Raw genomic sequence first — 25,325 nt, forward strand, 5'->3', positions numbered from 1 at the left:
TTCACAAAGCCCAATTCATCCGTGGTGCGGGATGTTTAATAGTTGAAAGTCTTGACCAGCAGCAGGTCGCCGATCGCACGCAAGGGCACGATGAAGGTTTCGCGTTTTTCGTCGACGGTGTTTTCGTTGAGCACCAGGTTGATCTGCGAGGTGATCACCTCGTTCTGGTTGCTGGCCTCATCGAAGTTATAGCCGCCACTGCCAAAGTTGCCCCAATAGTTCACGTAAACCAGATAGGTGCCATGCAGCGGCGCGGTCATGGTGAACATTTCCGGGCCGGGACCATCGACGCCATCAGGGTCCAGGCCGCCGCCGTTGGTCAGCGCCGTATGAGCCCAGAACGCATGCTGACCATCCGGGGTAATGATGTGCAGGTCGAGCTCAGCTTTCGGGTCGTCCCAACCGAGCACCACCCGAATCCGCGCCGGGGTGCGCAGGTTGTTGGCTTCATAGAACTGAACCCGCTTGAGCGACTGCCCCTCGGCACTGCGCACTTCGACGCTGTTGGAGCCGGCGCCGAACGCATAGGGTCGGGCGAAACGCCCCTGATCGTCGGTGTACAGGTTCAACGGATTGCCGTTGACCGCCAGGGTGTGGGGGCCGCGTTGCGTGCCGAGGGCCTTGAGCTGGCCCTCGATCATCGTGCGATTGCGCTGCACACCCCGGTCGATGGGCGGCGTAGGATAGGCCACTTGCGGGTTTTCCGTCCGGTCCAGCAGGCCGTTGTAGCGCCAACCACCAATGGGCTCCGACACCTCGGCACTCGGCGCGGCCAGGAGTGCAGGCGCACAGAGCCAGCCGAACAGCAGCAAAAGAATTGAACGCATGTGATGCCTCCTGCCATGCATGACGAAACCTTGCGCCCGATCCTCGGCGCGTTACAGAGGTTGATACTGCGTTTCGTCTGAAAGACCCGTGACTGTCGGGTCGTACACGGCGCGAAGGTTAGCCGCCATGGCCGCAGCTAACAATCACATCCCTCTGAAAATGCGGCGCAAATCACGCGAGTGAGTGGACGGTGAGCCGAATAAGGGTCATATTCGGCTCATTATATGAGCCGAATATCTCTTCTAATCGGCTCACTCACCCCAGAGCATCAAATACATGGCACCTCACTGGATCTGGCAACAGCCTGATTGGCCGAATTTCACCTGGCACGCCGAGCGCTTGGCACCGTTGCTGCGCGAGTGCGTCCAGGCACAAGGTCGATTGATGGGCATGGTCAGTTCCGTCGGTAGTTCGCTGAGTGCGCAGAGCGAGCTGGATGCATTGCTGCAAAACATCGTCACCTCGTCCGCCATCGAAGGTGAACAGTTGAATGTCGGCTCGGTCCGCTCTTCACTGGCGCGGCGTTTGGGGCTTGAAGTGATGGGTGGCGATAACGTCAGCCAACGCAGCGAAGGCCTGGCCCGCCTGATGCTTGATGCAACGCAGCATTTCGCCGAGCCGTTGACCCTTGAGCGCTTGCTGGATTGGCATGCATGGCTGTTCCCGGATCAGGACACTGATCTCGCCGCACGGAGTATCCGTGTTGGCGCATTGCGCGGCGATGATCCGATGCAAGTGGTGTCGGGCCGTCTCGACAAGCCCACAGTCCACTTCGAAGCGCCGCCCCGCCGGGGCCTTGAACAACAACTCGAAACCTTCCTCGACTGGTTTGAAAGCAGCCGTCATCAGGCCGCGCTCGATCCGCTGTTGCGTGCCGGCGTCGCGCACTTCTGGTTTGTCACGCTCCACCCTTTTGACGATGGCAATGGTCGCTTGACGCGAACCATCACCGACCTTGCGCTGGCTCAAGGCGAGGCTCAGGCAATCCGTTTCTACGCCATGTCGGCGAGCATTCTCGAGGATCGCTCAGGCTACTACCGCGTCTTGGAAACCAGCCAGAAAGCGACGCTGGACATCACCGAATGGCTGCAATGGTTTTTACACACCTTGCTGCGCAGCCTGCAGCAGGCAATGGCGAGGATCGAGTCGGTGCTGGCCAAAGCGCGTTTCTGGCAGGCGCACCGGGAATCCGAACTGTCGGTCGAACAGACCAAAGTACTGAATCGCATGCTCGATGGCGGAGAGCGCGGTTTCGAAAGCGGGATCAGCGCAGCTCAGTATCAGGCTGTGGCGAAAGTGTCCAAAGCCACTGCAACCCGCCATCTGGCCGAACTGTTGGAAAAAGGCTGTTTGCAACGCCTGCCGGGTGGCGGGCGCAGTACCCGCTATAAAATCCGTGATCCGGATGGCTCGACTCCATCACCCTATGGCAAGTGACCTCGCTCCCTCGCCACAGGGTTTAGCCGCCAAATGCCCCGCTCATTTGCCCATAAACCCCATGTCTGCTAGTGTCGCGCCGGTTTAACGTCAACCGGAAATCGCCGCCATGGCCCGCAAAAAAGCTGCACTGGATTTCGAACAATCTCTCGCTGACCTGCAAACGCTGGTCGAGCGCCTGGAGAATGGTGAATTGTCGCTGGAAGACTCGCTGACCGCTTTCGAGCAAGGCATCGGTCTGACCCGCGATTGCCAGGCGGCGCTGGCCCAGGCCGAGCAAAAGGTTCAGGTGCTGCTCGAGCGTGATGGCGAGTTGGCCGAGGAACCCTTCGACGCGGATCAACCAGAATGATTGCAGCGTATTCAGCGACCAGCCAGGCTCGAGTCAATGCGGCTCTGGAAACCCTGTTCACCGCACCCGGCCCTGAGCTGGCGCGTCTGTACGAAGCCATGCGCTACAGCGTGATGAACGGCGGCAAGCGCGTGCGCCCGCTGCTGGCCTACGCCGCGTGCGAAGCCCTGGGCGGCAAGGCCGAGCAAGCCAACGGCGCGGCCTGCGCGGTGGAGTTGATCCACGCCTACTCGCTGGTGCATGACGATTTGCCGGCCATGGACGACGACGACCTGCGTCGCGGTCAGCCCACCACGCACAAAAAATTCGATGAAGCGTGCGCGATCCTCGCTGGCGACGGCTTGCAGAGCCTGGCCTTCAGCGCCCTGCTCGACCCGCGTCTGAGCAACGCCGACGCAGAGATTCGCCTGCAGATGGTCAGCGCCCTGGCATTGGCCGCAGGCCCGGCGGGCATGGTCGGCGGCCAGGCCATCGACTTGGGTTCGGTCGGTCTGAAGCTCGATCAAAAAGCCCTTGAATACATGCACCGGCACAAGACCGGTGCGCTGATCGAAGTCAGCGTCAAGCTCGGCGCCCTGGCCAGTGGTCACGCGCAAAAGGACGAACTGAAGTCCCTGCAGACTTATGCACAGGCCATTGGTCTGGCATTCCAGGTCCAGGACGACATTCTCGACGTTGAAAGCGATACCGAAACCCTCGGCAAACGCCAGGGCGCCGACATTGCCCGCGACAAGCCGACCTACCCGGCCCTGCTCGGCCTTGAAGCCGCCAAGGCCTACGCCCTGGAATTGCGCGATCAGGCGCTGCACGCGCTGCGACCGTTTGACGCGGCGGCAGAGCCTCTGCGCGATCTGGCCCGCTATATCGTCGAGCGCCGCAACTGACGGCCAATCGGTCAAAAAAGACCAACGCGTGGGCAGGGACCGATGCATCAGGTAAACTGCCGCATCTTTTATACCTATAACGATTCGCCTGATGCCCACGACGTTTCATGAGATTCCCCGCAAGCGCCCGACCACGCCCCTGCTCGACCGCGCGAACACGCCGGACGGCCTGCGCCGGTTAGGCGAAGCCGAGCTGGAAACCCTGGCCGATGAGTTGCGCCTGGAATTGCTCTATACGGTCGGTCAGACCGGTGGGCATTTCGGCGCCGGCCTGGGCGTGATCGAGCTGACCATCGCGTTGCATTACGTCTTCGACACCCCGGACGACCGGCTGGTGTGGGACGTGGGTCATCAGGCTTATCCGCACAAGATCCTCACCGGTCGTCGCGAGCGCATGGGCACCCTGCGCCAGAAGGACGGCATTGCCGCCTTCCCGCGCCGCTCCGAGAGCGAATACGACACCTTCGGCGTCGGTCACTCCAGTACCTCGATCAGCGCAGCGCTGGGCATGGCAATTGCCTCGCGCCTGCAAAACAATGATCGCAAGGCCATCGCGGTGATCGGCGACGGCGCCTTGACCGCCGGCATGGCGTTCGAAGCGCTGAACCACGCGCCGGAAGTCAACGCCGACATGCTGGTGATCCTCAACGACAACGACATGTCGATTTCGCGCAACGTTGGTGGCTTGTCCAACTATCTGGCGAAGATCCTGTCCAGCCGCACCTACGCCAGCATGCGCGAAGGCAGCAAGAAAGTGCTGTCGCGCCTGCCCGGCGCCTGGGAAATCGCCCGTCGCACCGAAGAATACGCAAAAGGCATGCTGGTACCCGGTACCCTGTTCGAAGAACTGGGCTGGAACTACATCGGCCCGATCGATGGCCACGACCTGCCGACCCTGATCGCCACCCTGCGCAACATGCGCGATCTGAAAGGCCCGCAGTTCCTGCACGTCGTCACCAAGAAGGGCAAGGGCTTCGCGCCTGCTGAAGTCGATCCGATCGGCTACCACGCGATCACCAAGCTCGAACCGCTGGACGCCCCCGCCGCTGCGCCGAAAAAGGCCAGCGGACCGAAGTATTCCGGTGTGTTCGGTGAGTGGCTGTGCGACATGGCCGCGGCCGACCCGCGCCTGGTGGGCATTACCCCGGCGATGAAGGAAGGCTCCGACCTGGTGGCTTTCAGCGAGCGCTTCCCGCTGCGCTACTTCGACGTGGCGATTGCCGAGCAACACGCCGTGACCCTTGCCGCCGGCATGGCCTGCGAAGGCGCGAAACCGGTGGTGGCGATCTACTCGACCTTCCTGCAGCGCGGCTACGACCAACTGATCCATGACGTGGCAGTGCAGAACCTCGACGTATTGTTCGCCATTGACCGCGCAGGTCTGGTGGGCGAAGACGGCCCGACGCACGCTGGCAGCTTCGACCTGTCGTTCCTGCGCTGCATTCCCGGCATGCTGGTGATGACCCCGAGCGACGAAAACGAGCTGCGCAAAATGCTCACCACCGGCCATCTGTACGAAGGCCCGGCGGCTGTGCGCTACCCGCGCGGCACCGGCCCGAATGCGACCATCGAGAAGAACCTCGAACCGATCGAAATCGGCAAGGGCGTGGTGCGCCGTCAAGGCAGTAAAGTCGCCCTGCTGGTGTTTGGTGTGCAACTGGCCGAGGCGATGAAAGTGGCCGAGACGCTGGATGCCACCGTGGTCGACATGCGTTTCGTCAAACCACTGGATGAAGCACTGGTACGCGAAATCGCCGCCAGCCATGAGCTGCTGGTGACCGTCGAAGAGAACGCAATCATGGGCGGCGCCGGCGGTGCGGTCAGCGAGTTCCTTGCCCGGGAAAACATCCTCAAGTCGATGCTGCACCTGGGCTTGCCGGACCTTTACGTCGAACACGCCAAGCCTGCGCAAATGCTGGCCGAGTGTGGATTGGACGAGGCCGGAATCGAAGCCGCGATCCGCGAACGGCTGCAACTGCTTAACGTCTAATTCTGGATACACGCAACATAGTGTGGGAGCGAGCTTGCTCGCGATAGCGGACTGTCAGTCGACTCAAATATTGACTGATATACCGTAATCGCGAGCAGGCTCGCTCCCACAATTGATTTTTGTGCTCCGCGAAATACCCTCGGACTACCCATGAAGCTCTACCGCGTCGCCCTGCCCCTGCTTCTGCTACCCGCCGCCAAAACCCTCGCCGACACTTTCGAACGCGATCAAGCCCTGAAACTGCCCGACGTGCTGATCAGCGCCAACCGCCAGGTCGAAGCGCGCAACGACAGCAGCGCCGCCAACACGGTGTTCACCCGCGAAGACATCGACCGCCTGCAACCGGACAGCGTCACAGACCTGCTGCGTCGAGTGCCGGGCGTGCAAGTGGCGCAAACCGGTGGTCGTGGCAGCTTGCCCGGGGTGTATATCCGCGGCACTCAATCGGCCCAGAGCCTGGTACTGGTGGACGGCCAACGGATCGGCAACTCGACCTCCGGTGACAGCAACCTGCAACACATCAACATCGAGCAGGTCGAGCGCGTGGAAGTGCTGCGCGGCTCCCGCTCGGCGATCTACGGCAGCGATGCGATTGGCGGTGTGATCCAGATCTTTACCCGTCGCGGCGACCAGCAAGGCCTGCAACCGCGCTTGCACATGGGCTTTGGCAGCAACCAGATCTGGGAGCGCAGCCTTGGCCTGTCCGGCGGCGATGAGCGTACCCGTTTCAACCTTGGCACCAGCCTTGATGAAACCGCCGGGATCAACCGCACCCACGAGTCGTATCCCAGTGATGGCGATCACGACGAATACCGCAACAAGTCGCTGAGCCTGAGCCTGAGCCACGCACTCACCGACGACATCGAAGTCGGCGCCAACCTGCTGGATAACCACGGCAAAAGCGCGTTCGACAACCCGTTCGGGCGCTTTGACCCCGTTACCTTCGAGTCGCTGCAGCAGCAGCCCTACAGCGAATTCGACGTGAGCAGTGTCAGCAGCTACATCGACGCGCGGGTGAATGACCTCTGGAAAACCCGCGTCGAATTCGGCCACAGCGAAAACCGCGACAAGACCCTCGACAAACTCAGCGATGAACGCAGCGTTTTCAACACATACCGCGACTCACTGACCTGGCAGAACGATCTGAAGCTCAACGAGCGCAACAGCCTGATCCTCGGCGGCGACTGGTACGAAGACCGGATCAACAGCAGCACGGACTTCGACGAAGACAGCCGCTGGAACCGGGCGGCGTTCATCCAGCACCGCTATCAGGCGGACAGTTTCTCCACCGAGCTGGGCCTGCGTCACGATGACAATCAGCAGTTTGGCGGCCAGAACAGCTGGAGCGGCACGTTCACCCTGCCGTTGAACCCGGATAACGATGTGCTGCTGAGTTACAGCGAAGGCTTCCGCGCGCCGACCTTCAACGACCTGTATTACCCGGACTTCAGCAACCCGGACCTGAAGCCTGAAACGTCAAAGAGCTATGAGCTGCAATGGCGCAGCCAGTTGACCGAGGACAGTCGCCTGGAAGCCTCGCTGTACCGCACCGATTTGCAAGACGCGATCATCTTCGGCAGCAATTCACGCCCGCAGAACGTGGCTTCGGCACGGATCAACGGCTTCGAAGCGGCGTTGAAACAAGAGCTTTTCGGCTGGCAGAGCAATCTCGGCGTGGCAATCATCGATCCCCGCGATCGCGACACCGGCCATACCCTGGCGCGGCGTGCCCGGCGCACCTTGAGCCTGGATCTGGATCGGCAGTTCGACCGGCTGGGCCTCGGCGCCAGCTGGCAAGCGGTGAGCAGCAGCTATGACGATCTGAACAATCAACAGCCCTTGGGCGGCTATGCCTTGTTGGGGCTGCGCAGCAGTTGGGAACTCAATCACGAGATCAAGCTGGAGCTAAAAGTCGATAACCTGCTGGACAAGGACTACACCCGGGTACTGTATAGCCATGAAGGCAGTCAGTATGGGTATCGAGAGGAAGGTCAAACCTGGATGTTCGGGGTGACGTGGACCCCGGAGATCTGATCTGAAATGAGCCGTGTTCGGGCTGGCCTTATCGCGAGCAAGCTCGCACACAGGGGATCTGCGCTGTAATTGCTGACGCCTCGGTCTCAACGATCAGGTGCAATCAACCGGCAAAGCTTGGCCGTCGCTTCGATCATTTGCCCGCTGGGTCGCTCCAGGCCTTTATCCGTCACCAACAGCAACTGCCCCTTCGCCACCGCCTCCACCTGCGGCCATGCCCTCCACGCATCAAGTTGCGCCTGATCGCCGGCCAGGATCACCTGCGGATTGCGCTGCAGCACCGCCTCCACACTGATCTGCGGCGCGGCCAGCGTCTGGTCGCCGAAGACATTCCGCGCCCCACAGACTTCGAGCGCATCACTGATGATCTGCCCACCCCCAATGGTGTACAGCGGCCGATCCCAGACCAGATAAAACACCCCTAATGGTTGATCGCGGCGATAACGTTGACGCAATTCCGTCAGCCGCTGCCTTAACCCCGTCGCCAGTGAGACACCGCGCTCCGGCCGACCGAGTTGCGTGGCAATCGCCTCGATTTGCGCGGCGAGTTGGTCCAGGTCATGTGGCTCGGCGACGTAGGTCGGGATGTTCAGGTGCTTGAGTTGTTCACGCTGGGCCGGGCCGACGCTGTCGGGCCACAGCAGCAGCAAGTCGGGCTTCAGGCTGAGCAGCCGCTCCATGTCCAACTGGCCGTAGCGGCCAACGGACGGCAGGTCTTTGAGTTCGGCAGGACGCTCACCGGCATCCAGCACCCCCACCAGCAGGTCGGCTGAACCCAGTTCGACAACGATTTCAGAGAGCGACGGCGCCAGACTGACCACCCGCTCGACCGCTGCTGCCGAGCCGCTGATGGCCAGCAACAGAACCGCCAGCCAGGCTGCACGCATCAGCCGAGTTGACGCGGAATGCGGTAGAGGTAGAACAGCACCGTGGTTGACAGTGCCAGCAGCACCAGCGGCACGGCTTCGAGACCGACGAACACGGCCAGGGCACCGATCCACGCCGGCAGGCCGGCAGCGAGAAATGCCGTGCGCCGTGTGGCGGCCAGACTGATCCAGGCGGCAGGTTCTTCAGGGGTATCGAGGGCTTTCTGGGTGGCGATCAATGCGTGTTTGTACCCACCAAAAAATTTCAGGCTGACAAACATCGAAGCCACACCGGCGACGAACAATGGCATCGCCAGCACCGGCAAGATCGCCTCGCTCTGGCCGAACACGCCGTTGATCACGAACAGCGGCAACAAGGCCAGCGCCAGGTATTGCCACCAGTTGACGGCCAGTCGCCGCCGCACCTGACCGCGTGTCACGCCCGGTCAACCTCGCCCTGATGCTCATTGCCCATCATGTGGTCAAGTTTGCTGGCCTTGGTCGCCAGGTAGAGTTTGTTATGGGGATTGTGACCGGTGTGCAACGGTACGCGCTCGGCAACCACGATGCCCATGTCGGTCAAGGCTTTGACCTTGCGCGGGTTGTTGGTCATCAAACGCAGGGATTTCACGCCCAGGTGCTCCAGCATCGGCAGGCACATGGCGTAGTCGCGCTGGTCAGCGGCAAAGCCCAGGCGCTCGTTGGCTTCAACGGTATCGGCACCGCCATCCTGCAGCTCATAGGCGCGGATCTTGTTCAGCAGGCCAATACCACGGCCTTCCTGACGCAAGTACAGCAATACGCCGCGACCTTCGCGGGCAATCGCCTGCAACGCGGCCTCGAGTTGCGAGCCGCAGTCGCAACGCTGGCTGAACAAGGCATCGCCCGTCAGGCATTCGGAGTGCAACCGGCCGAGTACCGGAGCACCGTCGGCAATCTCGCCCAGGCTCAGCACAACGTGCTCACGGCCGGTGGCTTCATCAAGAAAGCCATGCATGGTGAATTGCGCAAAAGGCGTTGGCAGCTTGCAAGCGGCGACAAAAACGACAGGCACCTGTGTGCTCCTGATCTAAAAGTCTGAAGATTCGCAGGCCGGCATTGTAACAGCAGGTTCCGGATGGCGCTTAGGCTGAATTATCGGGGATAACTATCAAAAAGTTTGATATGCCCCCCCTGACGACACCGCCCCTGTGGGAGCCCTTCAGTTCTCATCAAACGGGTAAGGCTGTTTCCAGCGTTCGAAGATGGGCTTGAGCTCGCCGCTTTTCACCAGCTGTTCCATGCGCTGGTCAAACAAGGCCATCAGCGTGCGGGCCTGCGGGGTTTTGGCGAAGCACAGGTAGAGGGGCAGTTCGGCGATATGGGTGCGTCGCAGCTGCGACGGATCCTTGGCCCGATTGAGCACGTAATCGACCTCGGTCAGGGCGTCGATGTAAAAGTCGGTACGCTTGTGGGTCAGCATCGACACGATGCCGGTACGCCGCTGCACTTCAGCAAAGTGCTGCACATTGGGAAGGTAATGCTGGTAATCGTAGCCACGCACCCAGGCCAACCGATAATTGCCCAGGGTTTCCGGGGTCGGCACCGGGCTGCTGGTCAGCCCCAAGGCGTAGATGTGGTCGGTATCGAAGTTCCAGCGGGGATAAAGCAGCTCGCTGGATTCGTCGCGATAGGAACCGACACAGGCGTCGACCTCGCCGCGCTCGGCCAGGCCTACCGAGCGCAGGTAGGGTTCAGTGCGAATGTCGAGCTTGACGCCCGCCGGTTCGAAGACTTGTCGCAGCACGTCCCAGCCCAGTCCATGGCCGTCGGCGGCGGTGTAATCCTCCCAGTCTTCGCTGGCCAGGTGAATGACCGCCGGTGGCGTCCCGGTCTCCTGCGCCTGCGCGAGGGAGCAAAACACGGCAAGCACCATCCCTATCAACCCGCGTAGAGCCATCCTTAGTTCTCCCAGTTGGCGCCTCATGACCTCTGCGGTCAGGTCAGGCGAAAATCCATACCAGTCCCTGCATCGCCAGCCACGCAAACACACCCGCCAAAACGTCATCGAGCATGATCCCGACGCCACCATGCACGTGCCGGTCGATCCAGCGAATCGGCCACGGCTTGAGAATATCGAAGAAACGGAACATCAGGAAACCCGCCAGCAACCACTGCCAGCCTTCCGGCACCAGCCACAGGGTGATCCACATCCCGACCATTTCGTCCCAGACGATGCCTTCATGGTCGTGCACCCGCAAATCGTCAGCGACTTTGCCGCACAGCCAGAAGCCGAACAGCATGGTGATGCCCAGCATCAGCCAGTATCCCCAGTCCGGCAGCATCTGCCACAACGGAATAAAGGGTAGCGCCACCAATGAACCCCAGGTGCCTGGGGCCTTTGGCAAGGTGCCCGAGCCGAAGCCGAACGCCAGGAAATGCCACGGGTTGCGCCAGACCGACGGCGGTACGAATTCCCCCGGGACCTGTTTGGGATGATCTGTCACGGTGACTCCCGAAAATGTTGATAACCCCGGGTTTGCGGGGTGATGTCTTGCCCATCGCTATCGAGCAGCGTCACGCCCTGCCCCGCCACAATCCGCCCGACCACATGAATCGGCCAGCCCTCGGCCAGCAATGGCGGTAACTCGACGGACGGCAGCGTGAAAGCCAATACGTAATCATCGCCACCGCTGAGCGCCGCGTTCTGCGCCCCTGCCTGCCCGAGGAAAGCGACCAGCGCACTGGACAACGGCAAGCGATCGCACTCGACTTGAACGGCGACCATCGATGCCAGGGCAATGTGCCCACAATCAGCGAGCAAGCCATCGGAGATGTCCAGCGCCGCCGTTGCCTTGCCACGCAGTGCCTGACCCAGCGCCAACTGCGGTTGCGGCGACCAGTAGTGCGCCAACAGCGGATCGGCGATGGCAGGTTCGGCGGTGCGCTCACCGAGCACCAGCGGCAAGGCGCCAGCGCCATTGCCCAGTTCACCGCCGACGCACAACAAGTCGCCCGGTTGTGCGCCGCTGCGGGTCAGGGCCAGGCCGTTGGGCACGCGCCCGAACACGGTCATGGTCATGCTCAGCGGCCCGCGGGTGGTGTCACCGCCGACGAGCGCCACGCTGCAGCTTTGCGCCATCAGGCTCAAACCACGGGCATAGGCCTGCAACCAATCGGTAGTCACCGTCGGCAAGGTCAGGGCAAGGGTAAAGGCGATGGGGGTGGCGCCCATGGCCGCCAGGTCACTGACGGCCACAGCCAGCGAGCGCTGGCCGAGCAGAAAGGGATCGCAAGGGTCGGCGAAGTGCACACCGGCCACCAGCGTATCGGTAGAAATCGCCAGCTGTTCCCCTGGGGGAATAGCCAGCAAGGCGCAATCGTCACCGATCCCGAGGGCAACGCCTTCGCCGCCCTGCGCACAAGGCGCGGCGGCGAAGAAATTGCGGATCAGCTCAAACTCACCCATGGCAATGGCAGTTCAAGCGCAGGTTAGCGCTTGAACGCCTTCACTTCAGCTTCACGCAGACGCGGGGCCAGTTTGTCGAGCACACCGTTGACGAACTTGTGGCCGTCGGTGGAACCGAAGACCTTGGCCAGTTCGATACCTTCGTTGATCACAACGCGGTACGGCACGTCGACGCGCTTGAGCAGCTCCCAGGTGGACAGGCGCAGAACCGCCAGTTCAACCGGATCGAGCTCTTCGATGGTCAGGTCCAGGCAAGGCTTGAGTGCGGTGTCGATTTCGGTCTTGAACTGCGGAACCCCGTGGAGGATCTCGCGGAAATAAGCACCATCGACATCGGTGAAATCGTTATCGACCCGGAACTGCGCTTCGATCTCGTTCAGCGACTGCTTGGCCATGTGCCATTGGTACAGCGCCTGGGTCGCGAGCTGACGGGCTTCGCGACGCTTGACGCTTTTCGATGGCTTGCCGGCATCCGCAGGCTTTGGATCGCGCGGGTTGAAACGATCGCTTTCGTCGCTAATCACTTGGCCTCCAACTGCGCCAGCAGGCTGACCATTTCCAGAGCGGACAGGGCAGCTTCAGCACCTTTGTTACCGGCCTTGGTGCCGGAACGTTCGATGGCTTGCTCGATGGAATCAACGGTCAGGACGCCGAAGGCAACCGGAACGCCGAACTCCATGGACACCTGGGCCAGGCCCTTGGTGCATTCGCCTGCCACGTATTCGAAATGCGGAGTACCGCCACGAATGACCGCGCCCAGGGCGATGATTGCCGCGAACTCACCCTTCTGAGCGACTTTCTGCGCAACCAGCGGGATTTCGAAGGCGCCAGGCGCACGGATGATGGTGATGTCGCTTTCGCTCACGCCATGGCGAACCAGGGCATCAACTGCACCGCTGACCAGGCTTTCAACGACGAAGCTGTTGAAACGGCCCACTACCAGAGCGTAGCGGCCTTTAGGGGCGATGAAGGTACCTTCGATGGTCTTCAGGGTCATTCGTTAGATCTCTTAAAGAGCCGGGACGCGTCTTCTACGCGCCCCTCAGTGATATTTGAACCGCGAATTCAAGGCCGGAAACAACCGGTCATTATTCGGAGGGCACGTATTCTACAACTTCCAGATCGAAACCGGATATCGCATTAAATTTCATCGGTGCAGACATCAGGCGCATTTTGCGCACACCGAGGTCACGCAGGATCTGCGAACCGGCACCGACAATGCTGTAGGTGGTCGGTTTTTTCACGGCCGCGTGGTCCGCGGTTTCGCGGATGTGCGCCAGCAACACGTCGCCATCGAGCGGGTGCCCGAGCAACAGCACCACGCCGCTGCCGGCCTCGGCAACCGCGGCCATGGCGGCGCGCAGGCTCCAGCGACCCGGTTGCTTGACCATCAGCAGGTCGCGCAGCGGGTCCATGTTGTGCACGCGAACCAGGGTCGGTTCCTCGGCGCAGACATTGCCCAGGGTCAGTGCCATGTGCACGTCGCCCTCCACCGAATCACGATAGGTCACCAGGTTGAATTGGCCCAGTTCGCTGTCCAGCGGCTGCTCGGCAATCCGCTGAACGGTACGTTCGTGGATCATCCGGTAGTGAATCAGATCGGCGATGGTGCCGATCTTGATGTCGTGTTCGGCAGCGAAAGCTTCCAGTTCCGCGCGACGGGACATGGTGCCGTCATCGTTCATCACTTCGCAGATCACGCCGCTCGGCTCGAAACCGGCCATGCGCGCCAGGTCGCAGGCGGCTTCGGTGTGGCCGGCGCGAGCCAGGGTGCCACCGGCCTGGGCCATCAGCGGGAAGATGTGGCCCGGGCTGACGATGTCTTCAGCCTTGGCATCACGGGCGGCAGCCGCTTGTACGGTGCGTGCGCGGTCGGCGGCGGAGATGCCGGTGGTCACACCGGTGGCCGCTTCGATCGACACGGTGAACTTGGTGCCGAAGCCGGAACCGTTGCGTGGCGCCATCAGCGGCAGCTTCAGCAGCTCGCAACGCTCGCGGCTCATCGGCATGCAGATCAGGCCACGGGCGTGCTTGGCCATGAAGTTGATGTGCTCGGGCTTGCAGCACTCGGCGGCCATGATCAGGTCGCCTTCGTTCTCGCGGTCTTCGTCATCCATGAGGATGACCATCTTGCCTTGGCGGATGTCTTCAACCAGTTCTTCGATGCTATTGAGCGCCACAAGGCACCCCCTTGAGTCAGGATTTGAGGTAGCCGTTGGCGGCCAGAAAGCTTTCAGTAATGGTGCTGCCAGCCGTAGGCTCTGCGGCCTTGTCGCCCAGCAACAGGCGCTCCAGGTAACGTGCCAGCAAGTCCACTTCCAGATTCACCCGACGACCCGGCTGGTACGACGCCATGATGGTTTCGCTCAGGGTGTGCGGAATGATGGTCAGCAGGAACTCGGCGCCATCGACCGCGTTCACCGTCAGGCTGGTGCCGTCGACGGTGATCGAGCCTTTATGGGCGATGTACTTGGCCAGTTCTTTCGGCGCGCGGATGCGGAATTCCACGGCACGGGCATTCTCGGTGCGGGCCACCACTTCACCCACGCCATCGACATGCCCGCTGACCAGATGCCCGCCAAGACGGGTGGTCGGGGTCAGGGCTTTTTCCAGGTTCACCGGACTGCCGCTTTTGAGGTCGTTCATGGCGGTGCAGTCGAGGGTTTCGCGGCTGACGTCGGCCGCAAAGCCGTTGCCCGGCAACTCAACGGCGGTCAGGCACACGCCGTTGACCGCGATGCTGTCGCCCAGTTTGACGTCGCTCAGGTCGAGCTTGCCGGTTTCTACATGGACCCGCACATCTCCGCCTTTTGGGGTCAATGCACGAATACTGCCGATGGATTCGATGATGCCGGTGAACATGGGGTTCTCCTCGAGAACAAAGCCAGCGCTATAGCGATGGCCGAAAATTATACGCTCGCTGCTGGCAAAGGAATGGCAGTGATTCGCCAGTCATCGCCAACCGCGCGAATTTCGGTAATTTTGAGCGACGGCGCATCCTTCATTTGCGCAAGCGGCCAGTCCAGCAGCGGACGCGCCGAGGAGCCCAGGAACTTGCCGGCCATGAAGATCACAAACTCGTCGACCAGACCTTGCTGAGCAAAAGCCCCGGCCAGGCGCGGCCCGGCCTCGACCAGCACTTCGTTGACACCGCGAGCGGCCAGTTCGACCAGTAACTGGCGCAAATCGACCTGGCCATCGTAGCCCGGCACGATCAGGCATTCTGGGCCGTTGGCGTATTGCTCCTCCACCGCCATGCACGTGGCCACCAGCGCCGGACCGGCCTTGAAGAATGGCGCATCCAGCGGCACGCGCAGACGACCGTCGACCAGCACGCGCAGCGGCGGACGGCTCATGGCCAGTGCGGTTTGCCCGGCGTCCAGCCCCAACTCGTCGGCACGCACGGTCAAGCGGGCGTTATCCGCCAGCACCGTGTCGGCACCGGTCAACACCACACTGGCCTGGGCACGCAGACGTTGCACCGCCGAACGCGCCGCCGGGCCGGTGATCCATTGGCTTTCGCCGCTTTCCATCGCCGTGCGGCCATCGAGGCTCATGGCCAGCTTGACCCGCACGAACGGCAAGCCGTGCTCCATGCGTTTCAAGAAACCTTGATTGAGTGCGCGCGCCTCGCCTTCCAGTACGCCACTTTCGGTGGCGATACCGGCCTGCTCCAGGCGTTGCAAGCCACGACCGGCGACTTCCGGGTTCGGGTCCTGCATGGCCGCGACCACCCGCGCCACACCGGCATTGACCAGTGCATCGGCACAGGGTGGTGTCCGACCGTGGTGGCTGCAGGGTTCGAGGGTTACGTAAGCGGTGGCGCCACGGGCGAGTTCACCGGCCGCGCGCAAGGCGTGGACTTCCGCGTGGGGTTCGCCGGCGCGTTCGTGCCAGCCTTCGCCGACAATCTGCCCGTCCCGCACGATCACGCAACCGACCCGGGGGTTGGGATGGGTCGTGTAATGACCTTTGCGCGCCAGTTCCAGGGCACGGGTCATGAAATGGGCGTCGAGGATGGCTTGTTCTGCGGGCAGGCTCATTCTTTTACCGGCTCACGGGCCAGGCGATCGATCTCTTCGCGGAACTCGTTGAGGTCCTGGAAGCGGCGATACACCGAAGCGAAACGTATGTAGGCGACTTCGTCGAGCTTCTGCAGCTCGGCCATCACCAGTTCACCCACCACGAGGGATTTGACCTCTCGCTCACCGGTGGCACGCAGTTTGTGCTTGATGTGCACCAACGATGATTCCAGGCGTTCTACACTCACAGGGCGCTTTTCCAGCGCGCGCTGCATGCCGGCGCGGAGTTTTTCTTCGTCGAACGGCTGACGACTGCCGTCGGTTTTGATCAGGCGCGGCAACACCAGTTCGGCGGTCTCGAACGTCGTGAATCGCTCGCCGCAGGCCAGGCATTCACGCCGGCGGCGCACCTGTTCGCCCTCGGCGACCAGACGCGAGTCGATGACCTTGGTGTCGTTGGCACCGCAGAAGGGACAGTGCATGGTGGCAGGCAACAAAAAAAGGGAGGGCCATGGTAGCGCATCCCCGTGGCAAGACAAGCCATAGGGTTTGCGGTATACAGACGCCATGATCTTTAGATCCATGGAATTTACCTTTACGGAGCTGCCAATGTCGCTACGACCGCTCGTTTTGCTCAGTCTGTTCAGCCTGCTGGTGGCTTGCGGCAGCAATGCGCCCAAACCCCAGCCACCGACACCAGGCCCCGCGCCGGAGCAGGCGCAGAAGAAAGCCAGGGAGTCTGCCAATCTCGGTCCGCTGCCGGCCTATCAACGTGAATTGAGCGGCACCCTGCAAGGCGTGCCGGCGGGCGCCGAAGTCGAACTGGCGCTGCTGGTGATCGACGAAAAAGGCCGTCCGCAACAGTTACTCGCCAGTTCGAGCCTGATCGGCAACAACCAGGTGCTGCCGTTTCACCTGCGCTTCAATCCGGAATCCTTCCCGGCCGGCGCCCGGGTCGAACTGCGTGGCCGCGCCAGTCAGTCCGGCCAATTGATCCTGCATCTGCCATCGCAATTGATTAGCCAACCGACCACCCAGGTGCTGGGTCAACTGCAATTCGTCACAGCCCCATGAGTACACCGCTCGACCTGCAACAGGCCTTGGGTGAATTGCTCGGTGACGCGCGCCTGGTAGCCGGTGAGCTGCCGGGCACCGACCTGAAGCTCTGGTTGATCGACGGCGACAACATGGACCGCGCCTTCACCCCGGAAGAAACCCGACGGATTCTGCATGAACCGCCTTACTGGTGTTTCTGCTGGGCCAGCGGTTTGGCCGTAGCCCGTTATCTCGCGCAATTTCCCGAGTGGGTCAAAGGCAAGCGTGTCCTGGATTTCGGCGCCGGCTCCGGCGTCGCCGGGATTGCCGCGGTGAAGGCCGGAGCGCTGGAAGTGGTGGCTTGCGACCTCGACCCGCTGGCGATTGCCGCCTGTCGGGCGAACGCCGAACTCAATGACGTGCAGCTCAGCTATTCGACGGATTTTTTCGCCGAAGCCGATCGCTTTGATCTGATCCTGGTCGCCGATGTGCTGTACGACCGCGCGAACCTGCCGCTGCTCGATGAGTTCTTGAGTCGTGGCCAGGAAGCGCTGGTGGCCGATTCGCGAGTCAGAGATTTTCGCCATCCGCTGTATCGTCGAATCGAAATGCTCGAAGCCATGACCCTGCCGGATCTGGCCGAGCCGGAAGAGTTTCGGCATGTGAGCCTCTACCATGCGCGGCGCGCCTGAAAGCATCGCGAGCTGGCTCGCTCCCACAGGATTTGTATTCGACACACAACCACTGTAGGAACGAGCCTGTCACCCAACGCACCTTTCACGCCCCCCGCTTCCGGCCACACCCCGCCAGGCCGTATAGTTGCCTCATTCACGCTTCTACGAGATCCCCCATGAGTCAGGAAACGCCGTACATCTTCGACGCCACGACCGCCGACTTCGACCAGTCGGTGATCGAGAATTCTTTCCACAAACCGGTGCTGGTGGATTTCTGGGCCGAATGGTGTGCGCCGTGCAAAGTGCTGATGCCGATGCTGCAGACCATTGCTGAGAGCTATCAGGGTGAGTTGCTGCTGGCCAAGGTCAACTGCGACATCGAACAGGACATCGTCGCCCGTTTCGGCATTCGCAGTCTGCCAACCGTGGTGCTGTTCAAGGATGGTCAGCCCGTCGACGGTTTTGCCGGGGCCCAACCGGAATCAGCCGTGCGCGCGCTGCTCGAGCCTCACGTGCAAATGCCGCCGCCGGCCGCTGCCGACCCGTTCGTACAGGCTCAGGCACTGTTCGAAGACAGCCGTTTCGCCGACGCCGAAGCCATCCTCAAAGTGCTGCTGGGTGAAGACAACACCAACGCCAAGGCGCTGATCCTCTATGCCCGCTGCCTCACCGAACGCGGTGAACTGGGCGAGGCACAAGCCGTGCTCGACGCGGTCAAGACTGATGAACACAAAGCTGCATTGGCCGGTGCCAAGGCGCAGATCAAGTTTCTCGGCCAGGCCAAGGACTTGCCGGATGCCGCCGACCTGAAGGCGCGCCTGGCAAAAAATCCGCAGGACGATGAGGCGGTCTATCAACTGGCGGTCCAGCAACTGGCCCGCCAGCAATACGACGCCGCGCTGGATGGCCTGCTCAAGCTGTTCATCCGCAACCGCAGCTACAGCGAAGGCTTGCCGCACAAGACCTTGCTGCAGGTGTTCGAACTGCTCGGCAACGATCACCCGCTGGTGACCACTTACCGTCGCAAGTTGTTTGCCGCGCTTTATTAAGCGCGGCCCTGTAGGAGCGAGCTTGCTCGCGATGGACATAAGGGCGCCGCAGTTATGCAGGTAGCCCGCGTCAGGATTGACGTCCTTCGCGAGCAAGCTCGCTCCTACAACCAGCGATAGAGCGGCGTATCCCCGCCGCTCTCCACCTTCACGTCCGGGCTATGGCGCAAACGCACCAACAGTCGTTTGCCCGCCGACGCATTGCCGGTCAGCCCTTCCAGTTGCTCCAGCAGATCCGGCCCACTCAACTGTCCAGCCTTGCGCAGCAGGTCCCTGGCGATCTGCCACAGCGCATCATCCTGACTCTGCGGTTTAGCCGGCGCGGCAGTGACCCCGGTTTTCTCCACGGTCAACTGCGCCCCCAGCCGCGCCCAGTCGGCGTCGTCCATCTCCAGCGTCAAATCCACCGGCCAGTCGCCGATGCTTCCGCGAATTCGCAACATGAGTCAGCTCCTGCACATTTCTGTCCGGCATGCTCCCACGGGACTTGTGCAACGCCAAGCAGACGGTCAAACTCTCCGCCATAACGTTATAAGATTACATAACAAATTCTTCATTTTACTTTCGGAGTTACGCCCATGCATCGTCTGCTGCTCGCCTTGCCATTTGCCCTGTTGCCGCTGGCTGTCGCCCACGCGGCTGATGAACATGACCACGACCATGAGCACGGTAGCCTCGGCGCCCACGAACACGGTGTCGGTCGCTTGAACGCAGCGCTGGACGGTCAGACCCTGGAGCTGGAGCTGGAAAGCCCGGCGATGAATCTGGTGGGCTTCGAACATGCCGCCACCACCGATGCCGACAAGGCCAAGGTTGCTGCTTTCCGTGCCCGGTTGGAAAAACCCTTGGCGCTGTTCGCCCTGCCGAAAGCCGCCGGTTGCGAGGTCGCTGGCACGGAACTGGAAAGCCCGCTGTTCGGCGACAAACCGAAGGCTGACGACGATCACGACGAAGACGCCAAAGACGAACATCACCACGACCACAGCGAAATCCACGCCCATTACAGCTTCACTTGCGCCACTCCCGCTGCGCTGAAGACTCTGGATCTGGCGACTATCTTCAATACGTTCCCGGCCACCCAGAAAATTCAGGTACAACTGATCGGCCCGAGCGGACAGCAAGGGGTTGAGGTGACGGCGAAGGCGGCGGCCCTGAAATTCTGATCCACCGCAAATCAAACGTGGGAGCGAGCCTGCTCGCGATGAGGCCGTAACATTCAACATCTTTGTTGACTGTTACACCGCCATCGCGAGCAGGCTCGCTCCCACAGGTTAATGAACACCACTGAAATCGGCGCCATGACCCAAGCACTCATCGAACTGTCCGACCTGGGCTTCAGTTGGCCCGGTCACCCACCGTTGCTGGACATCCCGGCGTTTCGCCTGGAGCCGGGGGAAACCCTGTTCCTCAAAGGCCCGAGCGGAAGTGGCAAGACTACCCTGCTCGGCCTGCTCGGCGGTGTGCAGAAACCGAATCGCGGCAGTATCCGCCTGCTCGGCCAGGAACTGACCGAACTCTCGGCCGGTGCCCGCGATCACTTTCGCGTCGATCACACCGGCTACATCTTCCAGCAGTTCAACCTGCTGCCATTTCTCTCGGTGCGCGAAAACGTCGAGCTGCCTTGCCGCTTCTCCAAGTTGCGCGCGCAACGGGCAATCCAGCGCCATGGCAGCATCGATCAGGCGGCTGCCACGTTGCTTGCGCATTTGGGCTTGAAAGACGAAAGCATCCTCAGTCGCCGCGCCGATTCGCTGTCCATCGGCCAACAGCAAAGGGTCGCTGCCGCACGGGCATTGATCGGCCAGCCGGAACTGGTGATCGCCGACGAACCGACCTCGGCCCTGGATTACGACGCCCGCGAAAACTTCATTCGCCTGCTGTTCGCCGAATGCCGCGAAGCCGGCTCGAGCCTGCTGTTCGTCAGCCATGATCAAAGCCTCGCGCCGCTGTTCGATCGCCACCTGTCGCTGGCCGATCTCAATCGCGCCGCCACCCCGTCCGAGGTCTGAGATGTATTTGTTTCGTCTTGCCATGGCCAGCCTGGCTAACCGCCGCTTCACCGCGATCCTCACTGCGTTCGCCATCGCCCTGTCGGTCTGCCTGTTGTTGGCGGTAGAGCGGGTGCGCACCGAAGCCAAGGCCAGTTTCGCCAGTACCATCAGCGGCACCGACCTGATCGTCGGCGCGCGCTCCGGCTCGGTCAACCTGTTGCTGTATTCGGTGTTCCGCATCGGCAACGCCACCAACAACATTCGTTGGGACAGCTTCGAACACTTCGCCAGCAACCCGAAAGTGAAGTGGGCCATCCCGATATCCCTGGGCGACTCGCACCGCGGTTATCGGGTGATGGGCACCACCGAGGCGTACTTCGAGCATTACCAGTACGGCCGCCAGCAACACTTGGAACTGGCCGACGGTCGTGCCTTCGCCACCGACCCGTTCGAAGTGGTGCTGGGGGCCGAAGTGGCCGAAGCACTGCACTACAAACTCGGCGACAAACTGGTCCTGGCCCATGGCGTCGCGGCGATCAGCCTGGTCAAACACGACGACAAGCCCTTCACCGTGGTCGGTATTCTCAAGCGCACCGGCACCCCGGTGGACCGCACGCTGCACATCAGTCTTGGTGGTATGGAAGCCATTCACATCGATTGGCACAACGGCGTACCGGCCAGGGGTGAAGGTCGGGTCAGCGCCGATCAGGCGCGCAACATGGACCTGACGCCGCAAGCGATCACCGCGTTCATGCTGGGCCTCAACAACAAGATTTCGACCTTCGCCTTGCAGCGTGAAATCAACGAATTCCGCGGCGAACCGATGCTGGCGATCCTGCCGGGCGTGGCGTTGCAAGAGTTGTGGAGCTTGATGGGCACGGCGGAAAAAGCCTTGTTCGTGGTGTCGCTGTTCGTCGTGCTGACCGGCTTGATCGGCATGCTCACGGCCATTCTCACCAGCCTCAACGAGCGTCGTCGCGAGATGGCGATCCTGCGTTCGGTGGGCGCGCGGCCGTGGCACATTGCAACGCTGCTGGTGCTGGAGGCGTTTGCCCTGGCGTTGTCCGGCGTGGTCGCCGGCGTGGCGCTGCTGTACCTGTGCATCGCCGCCGCCCAGGGGTATGTGCAAGCCAATTACGGCCTGTTTCTGCCGCTGTCCTGGCCGAGCGAATATGAATGGACGCTGCTCGGTGGCATTCTGCTCGCTGCGCTGCTGATGGGCAGCGTGCCGGCCTGGCGCGCTTATCGCCAATCCTTGGCCGATGGCCTGTCGATCCGTTTATGAGGACGTTGAAAATGCCCCGCGCCCTGCTTGCGCTGTTGATGCTGGTCGCCCTGCCCCTATGGGCGGCCGAGCCGAAAGAGCTGACCTGGCCGGACATGATCCCGCCGGACGCCCCGGCGCAAGTGCCAAACATGAAGCCACTGCACGACCTGTCGCAGATGAGCAGCACACTGTCCGCCGAATCAGCGCCCGCAGCCAAGCAGGAAATGCCCAACGCGCCGGTAGTGAAAGCCCTCGATGGGCAGCACATTCGTTTGCCGGGTTACATCGTGCCGCTGGAAGTGAGCGAGGAAGGACGCACCACGGAGTTTCTGCTGGTGCCGTATTTCGGCGCCTGCATCCACGTGCCGCCACCGCCATCGAACCAGATCGTGCACGTCAAAAGTGAAGTCGGGGTAAAGCTGGACGAGTTGTACCAACCGTACTGGATCGAAGGAGCGATGCAGGTCAAACCGTCCACCAGCGAATTGGCGGATGCCGGGTATCAGATGGAGGCGGAAAAGATTTACGTGTATGAATTGCCGGAGTGAGCCCGCTGTTTTTTGCGTTGTCAGATCATCCGCCATCGCGGGCAAGCCCGCTCCCACAGGGAATCGCGTAACCCTGTGGGAGAGAGCCTGCTCGCGAAGAGGCCCGCAAAATCGGCCACAAAATTGCGCACACCCCACTTTCATTGAGCTGAGTCAAAAGACGAAATCAAACGGCTGTTTACCATTGGACATCAAACATTTTTAACGTCCTCTGGAGCCCCCATGAACAAGTCCTTGCTCAGCGTCGCGCTGTGTTCCCTAGCGCTCGCCGCCCCGCTCGCCCACGCCCACGAAGCCGGTGACATCATCCTTCGCGCCGGTGCAATCACCGTTAACCCGAAAGACGACAGCTCCAGCGTAAAGGTCGATCAAGGCCCATTGGCGGGTACCAACCTGGGTGGCAAGGCGACCATGAACAGCGACACGCAACTGGGCTTGAACTTCGCCTACATGTTCACCAGTAACTGGGGGATCGAGTTGCTCGCGGCGACGCCGTTCGAGCATGACGTCACACTCAAGGGCACAGCCCTGGGTGCGGCGAATGGCAAACTCGGCTCGCTGAAACACCTGCCACCGACCCTCAGCGTCGTGTACTACCCGCTGGACGCGAAGTCCGCCTTCCAGCCTTACGTCGGCGCCGGTATCAACTACACCTGGATCTACGACGAGCACCTCAGCAGCGAGGCCCAGGCCAACGGCTTCAGCAACTTCAAGGCGGATAACTCCTGGGGCATGGCGTTCCAGGTCGGTGCGGATTACATGCTTACCGACAACATCATGCTCAACGCCCAGATGCGCTACATCGACATCGACACCCGCGCGACCGTGGAAAACGACGCCGTGGCACCGGGCACCCGCGCCCGCGTCAATGTGGATGTGGACCCGTTCATCTACATGGTGGGCCTGGGTTACAAGTTCTAAAGGATGTTCACGTGGTGGTGAACCTGGCTTGTGTGGTGAAGGGGCATGCTCCTCGCCACAGGAAATACATCGCCCCAGAAGCGATATCCGGGCCACAAAAAAGGCGCCTTTCAAGGCGCCTCTTTTGTGCTCTCAAGAATCTCAGCGCCCCAACAACCGCGCCAGCCCGACACTCAACGGTGTCTGTTGCGGACGGGTATAGCGCTCCAGCAGACGCTGGTTATTGGCCCGTGAATGGCGGATGTCACCGGAACGCGCCGGGCCATAGCTCACCGGCGGCAGCTTGCCGACCACCGTCTCGAGCGCCGTCAGCATCTGCTTGAGACTGGTCGCCTCGTTCCAGCCGACATTGACCGCCCCGACTTCCACCTGAGGCTTCTCGATACTTTGCACCAGCAGGCCGACCAGATCCTCGACGTAGACAAAATCACGTGTCTGCTCACCGTCGCCAAACACCGTGATCGGCAGGCCGTTCTGCGCGCGCTCGCTGAAAATGCTGATGACCCCGGAATACGGCGAGGACGGATCCTGACGCGGGCCGAAGATGTTGAAGAAGCGGAAAATCACCGGCTCCAGTCCGTGCTGGCGTCGATAGAAATCGAAGTAATGTTCGCTGGCCAGTTTGTCCGCGGCGTAAGGGGTCAATGGCGCCTTGGGCGTGTCTTCATCGATTGACTCACCTTCGCCATTGTTGCCGTACACCGCCGCGCTGGAGGCGAACAGCACTCGCTTGACACCCGCCTGACGCATGGCTTCGCAGACATTCAGCGAACCGATGAAATTGCTCTGGTGCGTTTTCACCGGGTCGTCCACCGAGGCCTGCACCGACGCCACTGCCGCCAGGTGCGCCACGGCGCTACAACCGACCATAGCCCGGGCCACCAGCGCGGCATCGGCGACATCACCGACGATCAACTCGATATCGGGATTATCCAGTGGCAGGTTGCTGCGCTTGCCGGTCGACAGGTCATCGAGCACCCGCACCTTATGCCCGGTGGCGAGCAAGGCATCGGCCAGGTGCGAACCAATGAAACCGGCACCGCCGGTGATTAAAACGGGGCCTTCAGCCATGGCGATAGAACCTGTCGAGTAGGCCCGGAAGGGCCGCACGCCAGGCGCGTGGCTTGATCCCGAACGTGTGCAGAATTTTCTTGCAGGCCAGCACCGCGTGTTGCGGCTCTTCGGCGGCGTCCGGTCGCGCGGCGTGAGCCTGGGCGGTCGGTGCTTCGATGGCCAGCGGATGCAGGGCGCGTGCTTCGGTGAGAATTGCCTGGCCCAGGGCCAGCGGCGTGGTCGCTTCATGCCCGGCGTAGTGGTAGGTGCCCCACAATGGCGCCGCGCAGTCGAGCTGTTTGAGTACGGAAATGATCACCCGGGCGGCGTCATCCACCGGGGTCGGATTGCCCCGGCGATCGTCGGCCATCAACAGCTCTTCGGGACGTTCGGCCCGTTCGAGAAAACGCCCCAGCGTGCCCTCGGGGCTGTCATCGAGCAGCCAGCCGAAACGCAGCAACACGTGCTGCGGGCACGTGGCGCGCACACTTTGCTCGATGCGCCACAACGCCTGACCACGCAAGCCCAGCGGCACCGGTTCATCTTTTTCGCTATAGGCGGTTGCCCGGGAGCCATCGAACACGCGATAGCTCGAAGGTTGCAGCAGGACGATGTTGTGGTGTTGGCACAGTTCGGCCAGGCGCTCGATCGCCCGCTCCTGCGCGGCCAGACGCTGCTCGCTGACCGTCTCCGCCTGAAACCAGTCGAAGTAGTAGGCGAGGTTGATCAACGCGTCCGGTCGGGTGTCGTCGAGCAGTTGCGTCAGGCTCGCGGCATCCCAGCCGTCTTGCGGAGGGCGGGGGGCGAGGAAACCGATGTCTTCTTCCGCACCGAGGCGAATCAGCGCCTGCCCAAGGGCATTTCCGCCGCCCAGTAACATAAGGCGCATTCGCATAGAGTCAGCAGGCCCAGTCTGATTGGAACGA

General features: G+C 61.7%; 29 protein-coding genes. 13 read left to right on the forward strand and 16 right to left on the reverse strand.

The annotated features are described in order from the left end of the window. Positions 1–35: 35 nt before the first annotated feature. Positions 36–827, reverse strand: a complete 792-nt coding sequence (locus tag ACGJAX_RS02865; RefSeq protein WP_248915637.1) for a YfaP family protein — start codon at positions 825–827, stop codon at positions 36–38. A gap of 277 nt (positions 828–1,104) precedes the next feature. On the opposite strand from ACGJAX_RS02865, the gene ACGJAX_RS02870 reads away from it, so the two are divergent. From ACGJAX_RS02870 to ACGJAX_RS02890, 5 genes are all read left to right on the forward strand, one after another. Continuing rightward, a complete protein-coding gene (locus ACGJAX_RS02870; RefSeq protein WP_090325536.1) occupies positions 1,105–2,265 on the forward strand; it encodes a Fic family protein in 1,161 nt (386 codons plus the stop codon). A 109-nt stretch (positions 2,266–2,374) separates the two neighbouring features. Next, positions 2,375–2,617: an exodeoxyribonuclease VII small subunit gene (locus tag ACGJAX_RS02875; protein WP_007894317.1), complete on the forward strand. Its 243-nt coding sequence runs from the start codon at positions 2,375–2,377 to the stop codon at positions 2,615–2,617. Further along, positions 2,614–3,501 (forward strand): (2E,6E)-farnesyl diphosphate synthase, encoded by an 888-nt coding sequence (gene ispA, locus ACGJAX_RS02880; protein WP_248915638.1) that lies wholly within the window; start codon positions 2,614–2,616, stop codon positions 3,499–3,501. Before ACGJAX_RS02875 ends, ispA begins: the two co-directional genes overlap by 4 nt. 91 nt (positions 3,502–3,592) lie before the next feature. Beyond that, positions 3,593–5,491 carry a 1-deoxy-D-xylulose-5-phosphate synthase gene (dxs, locus tag ACGJAX_RS02885; protein WP_390957372.1) on the forward strand — a complete coding sequence of 633 codons (1,899 nt, stop codon included), beginning with the start codon at positions 3,593–3,595 and terminating at the stop codon, positions 5,489–5,491. A 150-nt stretch (positions 5,492–5,641) separates the two neighbouring features. Next, entirely contained in the window at positions 5,642–7,525 is a 1,884-nt protein-coding gene (locus tag ACGJAX_RS02890; protein WP_390957373.1) for a TonB-dependent receptor domain-containing protein, read from the forward strand. A gap of 86 nt (positions 7,526–7,611) precedes the next feature. Here ACGJAX_RS02890 and ACGJAX_RS02895 read toward each other — a convergent pair whose 3' ends face one another. The 12 genes from ACGJAX_RS02895 to nrdR form a co-directional block, all read right to left on the reverse strand. After that, positions 7,612–8,412 carry a helical backbone metal receptor gene (locus ACGJAX_RS02895; protein ID WP_390957374.1) on the reverse strand — a complete coding sequence of 267 codons (801 nt, stop codon included), beginning with the start codon at positions 8,410–8,412 and terminating at the stop codon, positions 7,612–7,614. Continuing rightward, positions 8,412–8,831 carry an MFS transporter gene (locus ACGJAX_RS02900; RefSeq protein ID WP_390957375.1) on the reverse strand — a complete coding sequence of 140 codons (420 nt, stop codon included), beginning with the start codon at positions 8,829–8,831 and terminating at the stop codon, positions 8,412–8,414. The genes ACGJAX_RS02895 and ACGJAX_RS02900 overlap by 1 nt, the downstream gene beginning before the upstream one ends. Next, positions 8,828–9,445: a GTP cyclohydrolase II gene (gene ribA, locus ACGJAX_RS02905; protein ID WP_090325547.1), complete on the reverse strand. Its 618-nt coding sequence runs from the start codon at positions 9,443–9,445 to the stop codon at positions 8,828–8,830. The genes ACGJAX_RS02900 and ribA overlap by 4 nt, the downstream gene beginning before the upstream one ends. A 147-nt stretch (positions 9,446–9,592) precedes the next feature. Beyond that, positions 9,593–10,330, reverse strand: coding sequence for a substrate-binding periplasmic protein (locus tag ACGJAX_RS02910; RefSeq protein WP_390957376.1), 738 nt, complete (start codon positions 10,328–10,330; stop codon positions 9,593–9,595). A 43-nt stretch (positions 10,331–10,373) separates the two neighbouring features. Next, positions 10,374–10,877 carry a phosphatidylglycerophosphatase A gene (locus ACGJAX_RS02915; protein ID WP_390957377.1) on the reverse strand — a complete coding sequence of 168 codons (504 nt, stop codon included), beginning with the start codon at positions 10,875–10,877 and terminating at the stop codon, positions 10,374–10,376. Then, entirely contained in the window at positions 10,874–11,839 is a 966-nt protein-coding gene (gene thiL / locus ACGJAX_RS02920; protein ID WP_390957378.1) for a thiamine-phosphate kinase, read from the reverse strand. Before thiL ends, ACGJAX_RS02915 begins: the two co-directional genes overlap by 4 nt. Positions 11,840–11,862: 23 nt before the next feature. Next, positions 11,863–12,363, reverse strand: coding sequence for a transcription antitermination factor NusB (nusB, locus tag ACGJAX_RS02925; RefSeq protein WP_008000432.1), 501 nt, complete (start codon positions 12,361–12,363; stop codon positions 11,863–11,865). Further along, positions 12,360–12,836, reverse strand: a complete 477-nt coding sequence (gene ribE, locus ACGJAX_RS02930; RefSeq protein WP_003228649.1) for a 6,7-dimethyl-8-ribityllumazine synthase — start codon at positions 12,834–12,836, stop codon at positions 12,360–12,362. The genes nusB and ribE overlap by 4 nt, the downstream gene beginning before the upstream one ends. Positions 12,837–12,927: 91 nt before the next feature. Then, positions 12,928–14,019, reverse strand: a complete 1,092-nt coding sequence (ribBA, locus tag ACGJAX_RS02935) for a bifunctional 3,4-dihydroxy-2-butanone-4-phosphate synthase/GTP cyclohydrolase II (protein WP_090325554.1) — start codon at positions 14,017–14,019, stop codon at positions 12,928–12,930. A gap of 16 nt (positions 14,020–14,035) precedes the next feature. Next, on the reverse strand, positions 14,036–14,701 hold the full coding sequence (locus ACGJAX_RS02940; protein WP_008059524.1) for a riboflavin synthase: 666 nt from the start codon (positions 14,699–14,701) through the stop codon (positions 14,036–14,038). Between the two features lie 47 nt (positions 14,702–14,748). Beyond that, positions 14,749–15,882 (reverse strand): bifunctional diaminohydroxyphosphoribosylaminopyrimidine deaminase/5-amino-6-(5-phosphoribosylamino)uracil reductase RibD, encoded by a 1,134-nt coding sequence (gene ribD / locus ACGJAX_RS02945; RefSeq protein WP_248915645.1) that lies wholly within the window; start codon positions 15,880–15,882, stop codon positions 14,749–14,751. Beyond that, entirely contained in the window at positions 15,879–16,343 is a 465-nt protein-coding gene (nrdR, locus tag ACGJAX_RS02950) for a transcriptional regulator NrdR (RefSeq protein ID WP_003228656.1), read from the reverse strand. Before nrdR ends, ribD begins: the two co-directional genes overlap by 4 nt. A 127-nt stretch (positions 16,344–16,470) precedes the next feature. Here nrdR and ACGJAX_RS02955 point away from each other — a divergent pair, with 127 nt between their 5' ends. The 3 genes from ACGJAX_RS02955 to trxA all read left to right on the forward strand — a co-directional run bounded on the left by ACGJAX_RS02955 (position 16,471) and on the right by trxA (position 18,619). Next, positions 16,471–16,935 carry a hypothetical protein gene (locus tag ACGJAX_RS02955; protein WP_390957379.1) on the forward strand — a complete coding sequence of 155 codons (465 nt, stop codon included), beginning with the start codon at positions 16,471–16,473 and terminating at the stop codon, positions 16,933–16,935. Next, a complete protein-coding gene (locus tag ACGJAX_RS02960; protein ID WP_090325561.1) occupies positions 16,932–17,588 on the forward strand; it encodes a methyltransferase in 657 nt (218 codons plus the stop codon). The genes ACGJAX_RS02955 and ACGJAX_RS02960 overlap by 4 nt, the downstream gene beginning before the upstream one ends. A 158-nt stretch (positions 17,589–17,746) precedes the next feature. Then, positions 17,747–18,619, forward strand: a complete 873-nt coding sequence (gene trxA / locus ACGJAX_RS02965; RefSeq protein ID WP_390957380.1) for a thioredoxin — start codon at positions 17,747–17,749, stop codon at positions 18,617–18,619. 104 nt (positions 18,620–18,723) lie between these two features. Here trxA and ACGJAX_RS02970 read toward each other — a convergent pair whose 3' ends face one another. Continuing rightward, entirely contained in the window at positions 18,724–19,062 is a 339-nt protein-coding gene (locus ACGJAX_RS02970; protein ID WP_390957381.1) for a hypothetical protein, read from the reverse strand. A gap of 135 nt (positions 19,063–19,197) precedes the next feature. On the opposite strand from ACGJAX_RS02970, the gene ACGJAX_RS02975 reads away from it, so the two are divergent. The 5 genes from ACGJAX_RS02975 to ACGJAX_RS02995 all read left to right on the forward strand — a co-directional run bounded on the left by ACGJAX_RS02975 (position 19,198) and on the right by ACGJAX_RS02995 (position 23,346). Further along, entirely contained in the window at positions 19,198–19,782 is a 585-nt protein-coding gene (locus ACGJAX_RS02975; RefSeq protein WP_390957382.1) for a DUF2796 domain-containing protein, read from the forward strand. Between the two features lie 135 nt (positions 19,783–19,917). Continuing rightward, positions 19,918–20,628 carry an ABC transporter ATP-binding protein gene (locus tag ACGJAX_RS02980; RefSeq protein ID WP_090325568.1) on the forward strand — a complete coding sequence of 237 codons (711 nt, stop codon included), beginning with the start codon at positions 19,918–19,920 and terminating at the stop codon, positions 20,626–20,628. 1 nt (position 20,629) lies between these two features. Continuing rightward, complete coding sequence (locus ACGJAX_RS02985) at positions 20,630–21,895, forward strand: FtsX-like permease family protein (protein ID WP_390957383.1); 1,266 nt, start codon at positions 20,630–20,632, stop codon at positions 21,893–21,895. Then, the gene (locus tag ACGJAX_RS02990; protein ID WP_390957384.1) at positions 21,892–22,425 is read left to right on the forward strand and encodes a DUF3299 domain-containing protein; all 534 of its coding nucleotides are present in this window, start codon (positions 21,892–21,894) and stop codon (positions 22,423–22,425) included. Before ACGJAX_RS02985 ends, ACGJAX_RS02990 begins: the two co-directional genes overlap by 4 nt. 222 nt (positions 22,426–22,647) lie before the next feature. Continuing rightward, positions 22,648–23,346, forward strand: a complete 699-nt coding sequence (locus ACGJAX_RS02995; RefSeq protein WP_390957385.1) for an OmpW family outer membrane protein — start codon at positions 22,648–22,650, stop codon at positions 23,344–23,346. A gap of 141 nt (positions 23,347–23,487) precedes the next feature. Here ACGJAX_RS02995 and ACGJAX_RS03000 read toward each other — a convergent pair whose 3' ends face one another. Both ACGJAX_RS03000 and ACGJAX_RS03005 read right to left on the reverse strand, forming a co-directional pair. Beyond that, positions 23,488–24,417, reverse strand: a complete 930-nt coding sequence (locus ACGJAX_RS03000) for an NAD-dependent epimerase/dehydratase family protein (RefSeq protein WP_390957386.1) — start codon at positions 24,415–24,417, stop codon at positions 23,488–23,490. Further along, positions 24,410–25,294: a sugar nucleotide-binding protein gene (locus tag ACGJAX_RS03005; protein ID WP_090325577.1), complete on the reverse strand. Its 885-nt coding sequence runs from the start codon at positions 25,292–25,294 to the stop codon at positions 24,410–24,412. Before ACGJAX_RS03005 ends, ACGJAX_RS03000 begins: the two co-directional genes overlap by 8 nt. Positions 25,295–25,325 lie beyond the last annotated feature (31 nt).

The sequence above is a fragment of the Pseudomonas moorei genome (assembly GCF_042846945.1).
Taxonomy (GTDB): domain Bacteria; phylum Pseudomonadota; class Gammaproteobacteria; order Pseudomonadales; family Pseudomonadaceae; genus Aquipseudomonas; species Aquipseudomonas moorei.